13 protein-coding genes are annotated in these 15,455 nt (G+C 61.7%); 2 read left to right on the top strand and 11 right to left on the bottom strand.

The window, feature by feature from the left end; all coding sequences use genetic code 11:
- Positions 1-4: 4 nt before the first annotated feature.
- The 5 genes from PJ259_RS00375 to sdhC all read right to left on the bottom strand — a co-directional run bounded on the left by PJ259_RS00375 (position 5) and on the right by sdhC (position 6,262).
- Positions 5-2,836, bottom strand: coding sequence for a 2-oxoglutarate dehydrogenase E1 component (locus PJ259_RS00375; protein WP_271654325.1), 2,832 nt, complete (start codon positions 2,834-2,836; stop codon positions 5-7).
- Positions 2,837-3,021: 185 nt separating this feature from the next.
- Positions 3,022-3,726, bottom strand: coding sequence for a succinate dehydrogenase iron-sulfur subunit (locus PJ259_RS00370; RefSeq protein WP_059226978.1), 705 nt, complete (start codon positions 3,724-3,726; stop codon positions 3,022-3,024).
- An 11-nt stretch (positions 3,727-3,737) separates the two neighbouring features.
- On the bottom strand, positions 3,738-5,510 hold the full coding sequence (gene sdhA / locus PJ259_RS00365) for a succinate dehydrogenase flavoprotein subunit (RefSeq protein WP_271654324.1): 1,773 nt from the start codon (positions 5,508-5,510) through the stop codon (positions 3,738-3,740).
- Positions 5,511-5,513: 3 nt separating this feature from the next.
- Positions 5,514-5,882 carry a succinate dehydrogenase, hydrophobic membrane anchor protein gene (sdhD, locus tag PJ259_RS00360; protein ID WP_059314192.1) on the bottom strand — a complete coding sequence of 123 codons (369 nt, stop codon included), beginning with the start codon at positions 5,880-5,882 and terminating at the stop codon, positions 5,514-5,516.
- The gene (sdhC, locus tag PJ259_RS00355; RefSeq protein WP_167348559.1) at positions 5,876-6,262 is read right to left on the bottom strand and encodes a succinate dehydrogenase, cytochrome b556 subunit; all 387 of its coding nucleotides are present in this window, start codon (positions 6,260-6,262) and stop codon (positions 5,876-5,878) included. The genes sdhD and sdhC overlap by 7 nt, the downstream gene beginning before the upstream one ends.
- Before the next feature lie 345 nt (positions 6,263-6,607).
- On the opposite strand from sdhC, the gene gltA reads away from it, so the two are divergent.
- Positions 6,608-7,888, top strand: coding sequence for a citrate synthase (gene gltA, locus PJ259_RS00350; RefSeq protein ID WP_059314191.1), 1,281 nt, complete (start codon positions 6,608-6,610; stop codon positions 7,886-7,888).
- 123 nt (positions 7,889-8,011) lie between these two features.
- Here the strand turns inward: gltA and PJ259_RS00345 are convergent, their stop codons facing one another.
- The 6 genes from PJ259_RS00345 to ppsA all read right to left on the bottom strand — a co-directional run bounded on the left by PJ259_RS00345 (position 8,012) and on the right by ppsA (position 14,468).
- Positions 8,012-9,067 (bottom strand): OmpA family protein, encoded by a 1,056-nt coding sequence (locus PJ259_RS00345; RefSeq protein WP_059314190.1) that lies wholly within the window; start codon positions 9,065-9,067, stop codon positions 8,012-8,014.
- 100 nt (positions 9,068-9,167) lie between these two features.
- Entirely contained in the window at positions 9,168-9,752 is a 585-nt protein-coding gene (gene sigX / locus PJ259_RS00340) for an RNA polymerase sigma factor SigX (RefSeq protein ID WP_007159259.1), read from the bottom strand.
- Between the two features lie 55 nt (positions 9,753-9,807).
- On the bottom strand, positions 9,808-10,632 hold the full coding sequence (locus PJ259_RS00335; protein ID WP_271654323.1) for a mechanosensitive ion channel family protein: 825 nt from the start codon (positions 10,630-10,632) through the stop codon (positions 9,808-9,810).
- Positions 10,633-10,899: a hypothetical protein gene (locus PJ259_RS00330; RefSeq protein ID WP_059314188.1), complete on the bottom strand. Its 267-nt coding sequence runs from the start codon at positions 10,897-10,899 to the stop codon at positions 10,633-10,635.
- Between the two features lie 48 nt (positions 10,900-10,947).
- Positions 10,948-11,949, bottom strand: a complete 1,002-nt coding sequence (locus PJ259_RS00325) for a zinc transporter ZntB (protein ID WP_059314187.1) — start codon at positions 11,947-11,949, stop codon at positions 10,948-10,950.
- 149 nt (positions 11,950-12,098) lie between these two features.
- Positions 12,099-14,468, bottom strand: coding sequence for a phosphoenolpyruvate synthase (gene ppsA / locus PJ259_RS00320; RefSeq protein ID WP_271654322.1), 2,370 nt, complete (start codon positions 14,466-14,468; stop codon positions 12,099-12,101).
- A gap of 126 nt (positions 14,469-14,594) precedes the next feature.
- Between ppsA and ppsR the strand changes: the two genes are divergently transcribed.
- A complete protein-coding gene (gene ppsR, locus PJ259_RS00315) occupies positions 14,595-15,413 on the top strand; it encodes a posphoenolpyruvate synthetase regulatory kinase/phosphorylase PpsR (protein ID WP_058767088.1) in 819 nt (272 codons plus the stop codon).
- Positions 15,414-15,455 lie beyond the last annotated feature (42 nt).

Here is a 15,455-nt window from a genome sequence, read left to right as displayed (position 1 = left end):
CGAATCAAACGGAGAAAGCATCGTGCAGCAGTTTTTCCTGCTGCTCGGCGTGCATGGAGGCATAGCCGCAGGCCGGCGCAGCGGACGCATCGCGACCGGCGTATTCCAGACCCAGGCCCTGCTTGTAACCGGACACGGCGCGACGCATGTGATGCTGGCTGCAGTACCAGGCACCCTGGTTCATCGGCTCTTCCTGGCACCAGACCACGCGCTCGAGGTTCGGGTAGCCAGCCAGGACCTCGGCCAGGTCGTCTTCCGGGAACGGATAGAGTTGCTCCAGGCGAACGATGGCGATGTCCTGGCGGTTTTCGCTGCGGCGCTTTTCCAGCAGGTCGTAGTAGACCTTGCCGCTGCACAGAACCAGGCGCTTCACCTGCTGGGCATCGATCTGATCCAGTTCGTTGATCACGGTCTGGAAGGAGCCATGGGCCAGGTCTTCCAGGGTCGAGATGGCCAGCTTGTGGCGCAGCAGCGACTTTGGCGTGAGCACTACCAGTGGCTTGCGCAGCGGGCGGATCACCTGACGACGCAGCAGGTGGTAGATCTGCGACGGCGTGGTCGGTACGCAGACCTGGATGTTCTGCTCGGCGCACAGCTGCAGGTAACGCTCCAGACGAGCCGACGAGTGCTCCGGACCCTGGCCTTCGTAGCCATGGGGCAGCAGCATGGTCAGGCCGCAGAGACGACCCCACTTGATCTCGCCGCTGGTGATGAACTGGTCGATGACGACCTGGGCACCGTTGGCGAAGTCACCGAACTGGGCTTCCCAGACCACCAGCGCGTTGGGCGTGGTGGTGGCGTAGCCGTATTCGAAGCCCAGCACCGCTTCCTCGGACAGGAAGGAGTCGTAGATCTCGAACGACGGCTGGTCTTCGGCCAGGTGCTGCAGGGGCACGTAGGGCACGGCGTCCTTCTGGTTGTGCAGCACCGCATGGCGGTGCGAGAAGGTGCCACGGCCGACGTCCTGACCGGTGATGCGGATCGGATGGCCTTCGTGCAGCAGGGTGGCGTAGGCCATGGTCTCGGCGAAACCCCAGTTCAGGGGCAGGCCGCCGGCAGTCATCTTCTGGCGATCTTCGAGGATCTTGCCTACCTGACGCTGGACCACGACGCCTTCCGGAATCTGCAGCAGCTTGTTGGCCAGTTCCTGCAGGGTCTTGAGATCGAAGCCGGTGTCGTGACGCGCGGTCCAGGCATGGCCGAGGTAGGGTTTCCAGTCGACGAACAGGTCGCGATTGGGTTCCTTGACCAGGCTGGCCACCACGTGACGACCCTCGTCGAGGGCGCCCCGATAGGCTTCGAACTGGGCCTGGACCTGCTCGGCAGTGACAACGCCGGCCTGGGTCAGGGCATCCGCATAGAGATCGCGGGTGGTGCGCTGCTTGGCGATCTGCTGGTACATCAGCGGCTGGGTGCCGCTCGGCTCGTCGGCCTCGTTGTGGCCGCGACGGCGGTAGCACACCAGGTCGATGACGATGTCACGCTTGAACTGCATGCGGTAGTCGACCGCCAGCTGGGTGACGAACAGCACCGCTTCGGGATCGTCGCCGTTCACATGGAAGATCGGCGCCTGGATCATCTTGGCGACGTCGGTGGCGTACTCGGTCGAGCGCGCATCTTCCTGGCGGTTGGTGGTGAAACCCACCTGGTTGTTGATGACGAGGTGCAGGGTGCCGCCGGTCTTGTAGGCCCGGGTCTGCGACATCTGGAAGGTTTCCATGACCACGCCCTGGCCAGCGAAGGCGGCGTCGCCGTGGATGGCAACGGGCACGACCTTGTCGCCGGAGCGATCGCCGCGGCGATCCTGGCGGGCACGCACCGAACCCTCCACCACCGGAGAGACGATCTCCAGGTGCGAGGGGTTGAACGCCAGCGCCAGGTGGACTTCGCCGCCCTGGGTCATGACATTGGAGGAGAAACCCTGGTGGTACTTGACGTCACCGGAGCCCAGCTCGACCAGCTTCTTGCCTTCGAATTCGTCGAACAGATCGCGCGGGTTCTTGCCCAGGGTGTTGACCAGCACGTTCAGACGGCCACGGTGGGCCATGCCGATCACCAGTTCTTTGACCCCATAGGAACCGGAACGCTGGATGATCTCGTCGATCAGCGGAATCAGGCTCTCGCCACCTTCCAGGCCGAAACGCTTGGTGCCCGGGTACTTGGTGCCCAGGTACTTTTCCAGGCCCTCGGCGGCGGTCAGACGCTCCAGCAGGTGGGTGCGGACTTCCGGGGAATATTGCGGGCGGCCACGGACGCTTTCCAGGCGCTGCAGGAACCAGCGGCGCTCTTCGGAATCGACGATGTGCATGAACTCTGCACCGACCGTGCGGCAATATGTCTCTTGCAGGGCATCCCTGATTTCGCGGAGAGTTGCTTCCTCTTTGCCGATGAACAATTCACCGGTGCGGAAGGTGGTATCCAGATCGGCGTCGGTCAACCCATAGTGGTTGAGCAGCAGATCGGCAGGTGGCTGACGCTTCCACAGACCCAGCGGGTCGAGCTGAGCAGCCTGATGGCCCTGCAGACGGAACGCCTGGATCAGCCGCAGGACTTCGACCTGCTTCTTCTCGTGTTCGGAACTGACGGTACCGGCCGAGACCGGTTGAGCTCGCCGCTGGTTCTTGCCCAACAGCACGAAATGGTCGCGGATCGCGGAGTGCGCAACGTCCGGCGAATTGCCAGTGACAGCGGGCAGCTTCTGGAAGTAGGTGCGCCACTCTTCCGGCACAGCGTTGGCATCGTGCAGAAACAGCTCATAGAGCTCTTCCACATAAGCAGCATTACCGCCGGACAGGTGAGCGCTGTCCCACAGTTGCTGCATCTGACTTTCGTGCATCTAGTTCACCCCTTCGGCAGAGATAGCATCAGCCGATGACCAGTCTCGATGCGAGACCTGGTCTCTCTACGGCTGCGCCAATGCCCGGATGCTGTTCCGGGTATCCCTGAATGGACATTGGTTGAATCAAGCTATCGAGGTCGTTAACGAACCCGCCCGGCACAACTGGCCGGGCGGGACGTGGATCAGGTACCGCTCTGCAGCAGCATCGCCCGCACATGGCCGATGGCCTTGGTCGGGTTCAGCCCCTTGGGACAGACCGCCACACAGTTCATGATCGAGCGGCAGCGGAACACGCTGAACGGATCGTCCATGGCCGCCAGGCGCTCTTCGGTCTTGGTGTCACGACTGTCGGCCAGGAAGCGATAGGCCTGCAGCAGTGCAGCGGGGCCGAGGAACTTGTCGGGGTTCCACCAGAAGGACGGGCAGGACGTCGAGCAGCAGGCGCACAGGATGCACTCGTACAGACCGTCGATCTTCTCACGGTCTTCCGGGCTCTGCAGGCGTTCGATAGCCGGGGCCGGGGTCTCGTTCTGCAGGAACGGCTTCACCTTCTCGTATTGCTTGTAGAAGATGCTCATGTCGACGACCAGGTCACGAATGACCGGCAGGCCGGGCAGCGGACGCACGACCAGCTTGTCATTCTTGACCACGGCCGACAGCGGCGTGATGCACGCCAGGCCGTTCTTGCCGTTGATGTTCATGCCGTCGGAGCCGCACACACCTTCGCGGCAGGAACGACGGTAGGAGAAGCCTTCATCCTGCTCTTTGATCAGAGCCAGGACGTCCAGCACCATGAGATCCTTCCCACCGGTATCGACCTGGAACTCCTGCATGGACGGCAGGCCGTCCTGATCCGGGTTGTAACGATATACGCTGACTTTCAACATGGTGGTCACCTTTAGTAAGTCCGAACCTTGGGTTCGAACATCGGTACGGTCTTCGGCGCGAAGTTGACGTCACGCTTACTGACCCGCTTTTCACCGGGGAAATAGAGGGTGTGGCACAGCCAGTTCTCGTCGTCGCGCTCTTCGAAGTCTTCACGGGCGTGAGCACCACGGGACTCCTTGCGATTCTCGGCGGCGATGGCGGTTGCTTCGGCCACTTCGAGCAGGTTCTGCAGCTCGAGCGCTTCGATGCGGGCGGTGTTGAAGCCCTGGCTCTTGTCGTTGATCTTGACCTTGGCGATGCGCTCGCGCAGGTCGGCCAGCTCGGCGATGCCCTTCTGCATGTACTCGCCGGTGCGGAACACCCCGAAGTAGTTCTGCATGCAGGTCTGCAGTTGCTTGCGCAGGGTGGCAACGTCGTCACCAGTGGTGCGCTCGTTGACGCCGGACAGGCGCTGCAGCGAAGCTTCCAGATCGCTTTCCGAGGCACCGCGGTGCTCGATGCCGTCCTTGAGCGCCTTCTCCAGGTGCAGACCAGCCGCACGGCCGAAGACCACCAGGTCCAGCAGCGAGTTGCCGCCCAGACGGTTCGCACCGTGCACGGATACGCAGGCCACTTCGCCTACTGCGAACAGGCCTTCGATGATCCTGTCGTTACCGTTGGCGTCCTGAGTGATGGCCTGACCATGGATGTTGGTGGCGATGCCGCCCATCATATAGTGGCAGGTGGGGATCACGGGTACCGGCGCGACGACCGGGTCGACATGGGCGAAGGTCTTGGACAGTTCGCAGATGCCCGGCAGACGGCTATGCAGCACCTCTTCACCCAGGTGGTCCAGCTTCAGCAGCACGTGGTCGCCATCCGGACCACAACCGTTGCCAGCCAGCACTTCCTTCACCATGGAGCGGGCGACCACATCGCGGCCGGCCAGGTCCTTGGCGTTGGGCGCATAACGCTCCATGAAGCGCTCGCCGTGCTTGTTGATCAGGTAGCCACCCTCACCGCGGCAGCCTTCGGTGACCAGTACCCCAGCGCCGGCGATGCCGGTCGGGTGGAACTGCCACATCTCGATATCCTGCACCGGCACCCCAGCGCGGAGCGCCATGCCGACACCGTCACCGGTGTTGATCAGGGCGTTGGTGGTGGACGCATAGATACGGCCCGCACCGCCGGTGGCCAGTACAGTGGCCTTGGCCTTGACGTAGACGGTCTCGCCGGTCTCGATGCAGATGGCGATGACGCCGACCACGACGCCGTCCTGGTTCTTGACCAGGTCAACGGCGTACCACTCGTTCAGGAACACCGTGTTGTTCTTCAGGTTGCCCTGATAGAGGGTGTGCAGCAGGGCGTGACCGGTACGGTCGGCCGCGGCGCAGGTACGAGCCGCCTGGCCGCCCTTGCCGTAGTCCTTGGACTGGCCGCCGAAGGGACGCTGATAGATGCGACCCTGCTCGGTACGGGAGAACGGCAGACCCATGTGTTCCAGCTCGAAGACCGCTTCCGGGCCTACGGAGCACATGTACTCGATGGCGTCCTGATCACCGATGTAGTCCGACCCCTTGACGGTGTCGTACATGTGCCAGCGCCAGTCATCGTTCGGATCGGACGAGGCGATGGCGCAGGTGATGCCGCCCTGGGCGGATACGGTGTGGGACCGGGTCGGGAAGACCTTGGTGATGACTGCGGTCTTGTGGCCGGATTGGGCCAGTTGCAGGGCAGCGCGCATACCAGCGCCGCCGCCACCTACGATGATGGCATCAAACGAAATATGACGAATTGTGGACATTGATCAAACACCCCAGAAGATCTGCACGCCCCAGACGAAGAACGCGAACATCGCGAACCCGCATACCGCCTGGAACAGGAAACGCACGGCAGTAGCACCTTTGCCGATGGCCATGGTGGTCAGGTAGTCAGTGGAAATGGTCCACATACCGACCCAGGCATGCACACAGATGGACACCAGCGCCAGCAGGCTGAAGATACGCATCAGGGTGTTGGAGAACAGCCCGTGCCACTGCTCGAAGGTGAGCCCTGGGTGAAGGATCAGGAAGCCGATCAGAAAGAGGAAGTAGACCGCGAGGACGACTGCCGAGACCCGTTGAGCCATCCAGTCGTAGAGACCGGAACGCGAAAGATTGGTGACGTTGGTTACCATACCCAAACCCCTGCCAGAATGATCAGAACTGCGGAAATGACCAGCACTAGCTGTGCACCCAGCTTGCCGCCCTGCAGGGTTTCACCGGCGCCCCCATCCATGATCAAGTGCCGAATGCCGGCGACCAGATGGTAGAGCAACGCGGACAGCAGACCCCAAATCACGAGCTTGACCAGCGGATAGGCCAGAAAAGCTTTCACCTGGCCGAAGCCTTCCTCGCTACCCAGCGACAGGTGCAGCCCATAGAGCATGACTGCGATGCCGAGGAACAGGATGACGCCAGAGATACGGTGAAGAATCGAGGTATAAGCTGTGATAGGTAGTTTGATGGTCCTGAGATCTAGGTTTACAGGTCGTTTGCTATTCACGGCTTCTTTCACACTGAGGGCCCAATTGCGGTCGGGCTAGTTATAGGAGATTCCACATCTGCTACACGCTTCTGTAGGGAAGCGTCGACCGCTCGGCATCAGCTCGCCGACCCGGTACGGTCGGGCGAGAATTATAGACAGTTAGCCTACTCATGACAAACGCCGATACCCGATCCCGACGTCGCCAGCTGATATTCAGAAGCCTGCGTGTTAATGTCTTTTCGCCGCACAATCTGGCCAGAAACACCCTCTAGGTCGATATTTTCGTAAATTGACTTTCAAATTTATCCCTCTATAGTGGGCGAGGCCCTGAGTGGAGGGTTTATTGATGATTTCAAAGCAAAATAAGGAGGCCTAATGGCTGACAAGAAAGCGCAGTTGATCATCTCGGGAGCGGATCCGGTTGACCTGCCCGTTATGTCCGGCACCCTTGGCCCGGATGTGATCGATGTTCGCAACCTCACCTCCACTGGTGTGTTCACCTTTGACCCGGGCTTCATGTCCACTGCCTCGTGCGAATCCAAGATCACCTATATCGATGGTGACAAAGGCATTCTGCTGCACCGCGGCTACCCCATCGAGCAACTGGCGGAGAAATCCGACTACCTCGAGACCTGTTACCTGCTGCTCAAGGGTGAATTGCCGAACGCGCAAGAGAAAGTGCAGTTCGTCGATACCATCAAGAACCACACCATGGTTCACGAGCAACTGAAGAACTTCTTCAACGGCTTCCGTCGCGATGCGCACCCCATGGCCATCATGTGCGGCGTGGTTGGCGCCCTGTCAGCCTTCTACCATGACTCCCTGGACATCACCGATCCGCAGCACCGCGAGATTTCGGCGATGCGCCTGATCGCCAAGATGCCGACCCTGGCTGCCATGGTGCACAAGTACTCCATGGGCCAACCGATGCTGTATCCCCGCAACAACCTGGGATATGCGGAAAACTTCCTGCACATGATGTTCAACACGCCATGTGAGGAAAAGCCGATCAGCCCGGTACTGGCGCGCGCCATGGATCGCATCTTCATCCTGCACGCGGATCACGAGCAGAACGCCTCCACCTCCACCGTCCGCCTGGCCGGCTCCTCCGGCGCCAATCCTTTCGCCTGCATCGCCGCAGGCATCGCCGCCCTCTGGGGTCCGGCACATGGTGGCGCGAACGAAGCCGTTCTGAAAATGCTGGACGAGATTGGCGATGTGTCCAACATCGACAAGTTCGTCGCCAAGGCCAAGGACAAGAACGATCCGTTCAAGCTAATGGGCTTCGGCCATCGCGTGTACAAGAACTTCGATCCGCGCGCTACGGTGATGAAGCAGACCTGCGACGAAGTCCTGGCCGAGCTGGGCATCAACGATCCGCAGCTGGAACTGGCCATGCGCCTGGAAGAACTGGCGCGCAAAGACCCCTACTTCGTCGAGCGCAATCTCTACCCGAACGTGGACTTCTATTCCGGCATCATCCTCAAGGCGATCGGCATTCCGACCAGCATGTTCACCGTGATCTTCGCCATGGCGCGGACCGTCGGCTGGATCTCGCACTGGCAGGAAATGCTGTCCGGCCCCTACAAGATCGGCCGGCCGCGTCAGCTGTACACCGGCGTGACCCAGCGTGACATTCCGGACGATCGCGGCTGATCGATTCGTGATGAAGAACCCCGCCCCGGCGGGGTTTTTTATTGCCTGACAACTTCAAGACCTCAACGACAGACACAAAAAAGCCCGCACAAGGCGGGCTTCTTTGTGTCTGGATCAGGCTAATTACTTGGCCTGAGCTTCAACTTCAGCTTCTACGCGACGGTTGACGGCGCGACCGGCTTCGGTAGCGTTGTCAGCAACCGGGCGGGACTCACCGTAACCAACAGCGTTCACGCGGCCACCCTGCACGCCGTACTGGTTGACCAGCACGTTACGCACGGCGTTGGCACGACGCTCGGACAGCTTCTGGTTGTAGGCGTCAGTGCCGACGGAGTCGGTGTGGCCTTCAACAGTGGTCGAGGTCTGCGGGTACTGCTGCATGAAATCAGCCAGGTTCTTGATGTCGGCGTAGCTGTTGGGCTTGACCACGGCCTTGTCGAAATCGAATTTCACGTCCAGCTCGACGCGAACGGTTTCAGCAGCAGCCGGGCAGCCGGTAGCGTCAACGGTGACGTTGGCCGGGGTGTTCGGGCACTTGTCGACGTTGTCGCAAACGCCATCGTTGTCGGAATCGGTGCAGACGTCAGCAACGGGGGCCGGAGCCGGAGCCGGAGCGACTTCTTTCTTGGTGGAACCACCGAAGTTCAGACCAACACCTACAGCAGCGCTCCACTCGGTGTCGCCGTAGTCGATGTTGTAGTTAGCTTGTACGCCGGTACGGGCATACAGGTTCTCGGTGAAGTAGTACTTCAGGCCGGCGCCCAGGTTGGCGTAGGTGGAATGATCACGACCACCTTCGTTGACGTCGCGGTTGCTGATGGACTGGTGAGCGAAGCCACCGGACACGTACGGACGCAGACCTACACCGGGCTGACCGAAGTGGTAGTAAGCGTCCAGAGCGGCCAGGCTGCCCTTGATGTTCTTGTGGCCCAGGTCGTGGTCGCCACGGGCGTTGTGGTACTCACCGTAGGACAACGCCAGCTCAACGTCGTCGGTCAGGAAGTAGCCAACGGAACCGCCGTACAGGTCGGCGTTGGTCATGTTGCGCTGGCTGTCGGTGAACAGACGGCTGCCGAACAGCTCAGTCTCGACGGCGCCTTGACCTTGTGCCAGGGCGCTCAGCGAGGCGCTTGCCAGCAGGGAGCCGATTACGACGCCCAAGGTGCTCTTCAGTTTCATCCTTTGTATCCCCATTTTAGTGGTACTAATTCCGGCAATCTCCGGAGGCTTCGACAACAAGTTTTCGTGAAGTTCAAAAACTTACGGCAGACTCATCCAGTCAGCCCTCAACTTCAGCTGCGAACTTGTCACGCAGTTTGTCGAGTGCCCGCTTGTATCGCATCTTGGTGGCGCTGAGGCCCATGTGCATGATGTCGGCGATCTCCTGGAACTCCAGCTCTGCGACGAAGCGCAGCACCAGGATCTCCCGATCGACCTGACCCACATGAACCAGCCAGCGATCCATCCCTCCCTTTTCTTCCAGCTTCGGCGCCCGCTCCTCCGATGCTTCTTCCATCGGATCCAGACTTAATGCCTCCACCAGACGCCGCTTGCGGCGCTCCTTGCGGTACTGGGTGATGCACTCATTGTAGGTGATGCTGTACAGCCAGGTCTTGAATTTCGATTTCCCCTCGAAATTCTTCAAACCGTAAAGCACCTTCAGCATGATCTCCTGGCAGACATCGTCTGCGTCCCGGTCGTTCCCCAGATAACGGGCACAGACATTGAACAGGGTGCGCTGGTAACGGCGCATCAGTTCCTCGTAGGCTCGCGTCACGTGGAAGAGTTCACCATGCGCGCGCTGGACCAGCTCTTCATCGCTGAGCGTGGTCGGGTCGTAGGCATGAGGGGCAGGCTTGTTCAAGACGGAGATAGCTACCAAAAAGTGGCGGGCATGATAGCCATCTCCGCAGCGCCTGTCAGCGGCTGCGCACCTGAGCCTCCAGCAATAGACGGTTCGGAACAGAAACGATATCGCCCTCTTCGGTCAGGATGAGCGTCTTTGCGGTGCCGATTTCCTCGATCTCGCCTTCGACGTCCGCCAGGGTCACCCACTGGCCGACTTCGTAGAGTTCGCGCACATAGATGCCGGCCAGGATCTGCGATACCAGCCCCCGACTACCCAGGCCCAATGCCAGGGCCGCGGCCAGAGCGAAGGCGGTCAGCACGATGGCGATGACCAGGTTCAGCAGCTCGGTCTTGATCTCCAGCTGACCGACAGCGACCGAGATCGAAATGATGATGACCAGCCCCTGGGCGAGTCGGCCCAGGCCCGCGGCATAGTCCAGGCCGACGCTCTCGGCCGCGCCGTGGACCAGGCCACTGACCAGTTGCGCCAGCAGGACCCCGACGATGAGTACCAGGGCGGCGCCAAAGATCTTGGGTACGTAGAGCGCCATGACGTCCAGCGTCGACGAGACACGCTGCAGCCCCAGGGATTCGGCGGCGGATACCAGGAAGACCAGCAGCACGAACCAGTAGACGATCCGGCCGATCAGGGTGGTGACCGGCATGCGGATACCGATCTTGGCCAGCTGCTTGGTGACCCCAGCGCCGGCGAGGACGCGATCCAGGCCGAGCTTGGCGAGCACCTTCGACAGCACCGTGTCGAGAATCTTGGCGACGGCGAATCCGGCCAGGATCACCACCAGGGCGCCGAAGACATTGGGAATGAAGCCGGCCACCTTGCTCCACAGGGTGGTCATGGCGGACAGCAGACTCTGGGTCCAGATATCGAATTCCATCTACTTCAAGATCTCCGGGGATGATTCGGCAGCACGCCGGGTACGACGCGACCGCGGCTTCAGATGAGGGGCGCCGTTGCCCAACGCCAGCAGCAGGGCCGCCACCCAGTGCCGTCCGATCAGATCGAACAGCGCGCCTGCGCCGACTTGACGGTTGGCGGTCTTGAGGACGCGATGCAGGCGTGCCTGGTCATCGCCCTCCTCGTCCCGCGCCTCGGCCGGAGTATTAAGGAGCGCCTTGAGGGACGCTTCGAAAGGATCGTGCATGGGCACCTCGCTGGTCGTTTCCTCTTGACGCAGCGAGGTGCGGACGGGTCACAGCCAGCGCAGTCGGCGAAACAGCCAGACCTGGAAGACGGCCACCGCGGTGATCAGCAGACAGGCGATCAGGAAGCCAAAGGGTGACGAGGAGCCTGGCAGCCCGCCCATGTTCATCCCGAGCAGGCCGGTGATGAAGCTGATGGGCAGGAAAAAGCCGGTGATGATGGCTAGCAAATAGAGGGTGCGATTGGTTCTTTCGGTAGTCGCTCGCTGCTCGGCGTCCTGCAGCAGCGCGACCCGCTCGCGCATGACTTCGAGTTCTTCGAGATTGCGCACCAGGCTGTTGTGCAATTCACTCCAGTAGCCCTGACTGGCCGTCTCGACGAACCAGGCCGGCTTGCCACGTGCCAGGTCCGCATAGATGTCGCGCTGCGGCGCCAGATAGCGCCGTAGCCCAGTGGCGCGACGCCTGAGGGTGAGCACCTGGGCATGATCGGGCAGGCTGTTCTCGTCCTGGTCGACCTGTTCTTCGAGGCCATCGAGCTGGTCGGACAGGCCACGCACCAGGTCATCGACCCGACTGGTCATGTAGCTGGCGAGATAGAGCACCAGGTCTTCGGCGCTCTGGGCACCGATCCCGGCCTCCAGGTCTTCCTGAACTTCGGCGGCAGCCTTCATCGGCCTCATGCGCAGGGAGATCACCCGGCGTTTGTCGACGAATACCCGCAACGAGACCATGTCTTCGGGAACCGCACCGGGGTTGAGATTCACCCCACGCAGGAAGAGCAGCAGGCTGTCGTCGGGCTGAGTGACCAGTCGCGGCCGAGTGGCCTCTTCGAGCAGCAGATCGCACGCGAATTCGCTCAGCCCACTGGACTGGCGCAGCCAGGCCTGGGCCTCGGGGACGCTGCGGTCCCAGTGCAGCCACAGCACTTCGCTGGGGCCCGGCTCGACCTCCGCCAGCTCCCGCCGGCTCAGTCGTCGTCCACCACCACGGCCATCGAGGAGATAGCCATAGATGAGGCCCTGTTCCACATCACTGTCGTACTGCTGCATCTACCTTCTCGTGCAGGGATTGCGACCGGCTGGATTGGAGATCCGGTGAGCACCGCCCTGCGTTGATTGCCAGGACCGTGCTCGGGAAAATGGGTGGCTTAATCCCTGACCTGGATGGCCCCGCCCTCACGGGCGAGGCCATCTCCGCATCAGGCGTTGCCTTCGGCGAGGAAGAACCAGGTGTCGAGGACGGAGTCGGGGTTGAGGGAGACGCTCTCGATCCCCTGCTCCATCAGCCACTTGGCCAGGTCCGGGTGATCCGAGGGACCCTGACCGCAGATGCCGATGTACTTGCCGGCACGGTTGCACGCGGCAATGGCATTGGCCAGCAGCTTCTTCACCGCCGGATTACGCTCGTCGAACAGGTGGGCGATGATCCCGGAGTCACGATCCAGCCCCAGGGTCAGCTGGGTCAGGTCGTTGGAACCGATGGAGAAGCCATCGAAGTGCTCGAGGAACTCGTCCGCCAGCAGGGCATTGGAGGGCAGCTCGCACATCATGATCACGCGCAGGTCGTTCTCGCCACGCTTGAGGCCGTTCTCGCCAAGCAGCTCGACCACGCGCGCCGCCTCGTCCAGGGTCCGCACGAAGGGCACCATGAGCTCGACGTTGGTCAGGCCCATCTCCTCGCGCACCTTCTTCATGGCGCGGCATTCCAGCTCGAAGCAATCGCGGAAGTTTTCGCTGATGTAGCGGGAGGCGCCGCGGAAGCCCAGCATGGGGTTCTCTTCCTCGGGCTCGTAGAGCTTGCCGCCGATGAGGTTGGCGTATTCGTTGGACTTGAAGTCCGACAGGCGCACGATGACCTTTTTCGGCCAGAAGGCCGCGGCCAGGGTGGATACCCCTTCCACCAGCTTCTCGACATAGAAGCCGACCGGATCGCCATAGCCGGCGATGCGCTTGTCGACACTCTCCTTTACCTCGAAGGGCAGGCTGTCGTAGTTGAGCAGCGCCTTGGGGTGCACGCCGATCATGCGGTTGATGATGAATTCGAGGCGCGCCAGGCCCACGCCGGCATTGGGCAGCTGGGCGAAATCGAAGGCGCGATCGGGGTTGCCCACGTTCATCATGATCTTGAACGGCAACTCGGGCATAGCCTCCACCGAGCTCTGGCGGATGTCGAAGCCCAGTTCGCCTTCGTAGATCAGGCCGGTATCACCCTCGGCGCAGGAAACGGTGACGGTCTGACCGTCCTTGAGCAGGCTGGTGGCATTGCCGCAGCCCACCACGGCCGGGATGCCCAGCTCGCGGGCGATGATGGCGGCGTGGCAGGTACGGCCGCCACGGTTGGTGACGATGGCGCTGGCACGCTTCATCACCGGTTCCCAGTCGGGATCGGTCATGTCGGACACCAGCACGTCGCCAGGCTGGACGCGATCCATCTCGCTGACGTCGCGGATGATCTTGACCTTGCCCGCGCCGATACGCTGGCCGATGGACCGCCCCTCGACCAGCACCTGGCCTTTTTCCTTGAGCAGGTAGCGCTCCATGACGGTGGCGCTGGCCCGGCTCTTCACCGTTTCCGGGCGGGCCTGAACGATATAGAGCTTGCCGTCGTCGCCGTCCTTGGCCCACTCGATGTCCATGGGACGACCGTAGTGGCGCTCGATGATCAGCGCCTGCTTGGACAGCTCCGTGACCTCGGCATCGGTGATGGAGAAGCGCGCGCGATCCGCGGGCTCGACGTCGACGGTGCGCACGGAGCGACCGGCCTTGGCTTCATCGCCATAGACCATCTTGATGGCCTTGCTGCCCAGGTTGCGTCTCAGGATGGCCGGGCGACCGGCTTCCAGGGTGGGCTTGTGCACATAGAATTCGTCCGGGTTCACCGCGCCTTGCACCACGGTCTCGCCCAGGCCATAGGCGGCAGTGACGAAGACCGCATCGCGGAAGCCGGATTCGGTATCCAGGGTGAAGAGCACGCCGGCGGCGCCGGTTTCGGAGCGCACCATGCGCTGCACGCCAGCGGACAGGGCGACCAGCTTGTGGTCGAAGCCCTGGTGCACGCGGTAGGCGATGGCGCGATCATTGAAGAGCGAGGCGAAGACTTCCTTGGCCGCGCGAATGACGTTGTCGACACCGCGGATGTTGAGGAAGGTTTCCTGCTGGCCGGCGAAGGAGGCATCCGGCAGGTCTTCGGCGGTCGCCGAAGAGCGCACGGCGACCGCCAGATTGGGATTGCCCTCGGAAATCCGGGCGAAGGCCGTGCGGATCTCCGCATCCAGACGCTCCGGGAAAGGCGCGTCCATGACCCACTGGCGAATCTGCGCGCCAGTCTTGGCCAGGGCGACGACGTCATCGACATCCAGGGCATCGAGGGCGGCGTGGATGCGCTCGTTCAGGCCGCTCTGCTCGAGGAAATCGCGGTAGGCCTGGGCCGTGGTGGCGAACCCGCCTGGAACGGACACGCCCGCGCCAGCCAGGTTGGCGATCATCTCGCCGAGGGATGCGTTCTTGCCGCCCACGCGCTCGACGTCGTGCACGCCAAGCTGCTCCAGTGAAATTACATACTCGTCCAAGGTCTTCTCTCCATCTTGTGTCTTTGTGGGAAAGCAGTACGCCTCGGCGCTCGCCCCATGGACAGTGGACGACGGTAGGTTACAGTGCAGCGATCCCTGCCCCGTACGCCACCAGGACGTCCTTCCATGCAACGAACCGCCTTTTTCATCTCCGATGGCACCGGCATCACCGCCGAAACCCTCGGTCAGAGCCTCCTGGCCCAGTTCGGGGACATCACCTTCAGGAAGGTCACCCGCCCCTACGTGGATACGTTGGACAAGGCCAGGGCGATGGTACAGCAGATCAATGCCGCCGCCGTTCAGGACGGTGCGCGGCCCATCATCTTCGATACCATCGTCAACCGTGACATCCGGGCCATTCTGGACCAGTCAAACGGGTTCATGATCGACATCTTCTCCACCTTTTTATCCCCACTCGAACGGGAACTTTCCGCCGAATCTTCGTATTCGGTAGGGAAGTCACATTCGATCATGCACAATAGTCACTACATGGAGCGGATCGAGGCCGTCAATTTCGCACTCGAAAACGACGACGGCGCCCGTACGACCCACTATGCGCAGGCCGATTTGATCCTGGTGGGGGTCTCGCGCTGTGGCAAGACGCCGACCTGTCTCTATATGGCACTGCAATATGGCATCCGCGCGGCCAACTATCCGTTGACCGAGGAAGACATGGAGCGCCTGCAATTGCCCGCCTCGCTCAAGACCTATCGCGACAAGCTGTTCGGGCTGACCATCGACGCGGAACGGCTGGCGGCGATCAGGCACGAGCGTCGCCCGAACAGCCGCTATGCGAGCTTCGCCCAGTGCGAATTCGAACTGCGCGAGGTAGAAAGTCTGTTCCGCCGCGAGAACATCTCCTTCATCAACACCACGCATTTTTCCGTGGAGGAAATCTCGGCGAAGATTCTGGTGGAGAAAGGCGTGGAAAGACGGTTTAAATAGCCCACCAGCCCTCCTCTTCCGCGCCTTCTCGGCGTCTCAGGC

The organism is Pseudomonas sp. JBR1 (assembly GCF_028198185.1).
GTDB lineage: Bacteria > Pseudomonadota > Gammaproteobacteria > Pseudomonadales > Pseudomonadaceae > Chryseomonas > Chryseomonas oryzihabitans_E.
Note: the sequence above shows the minus strand (reverse complement) of the source record. Positions and strands in the feature narration are given on the sequence as shown.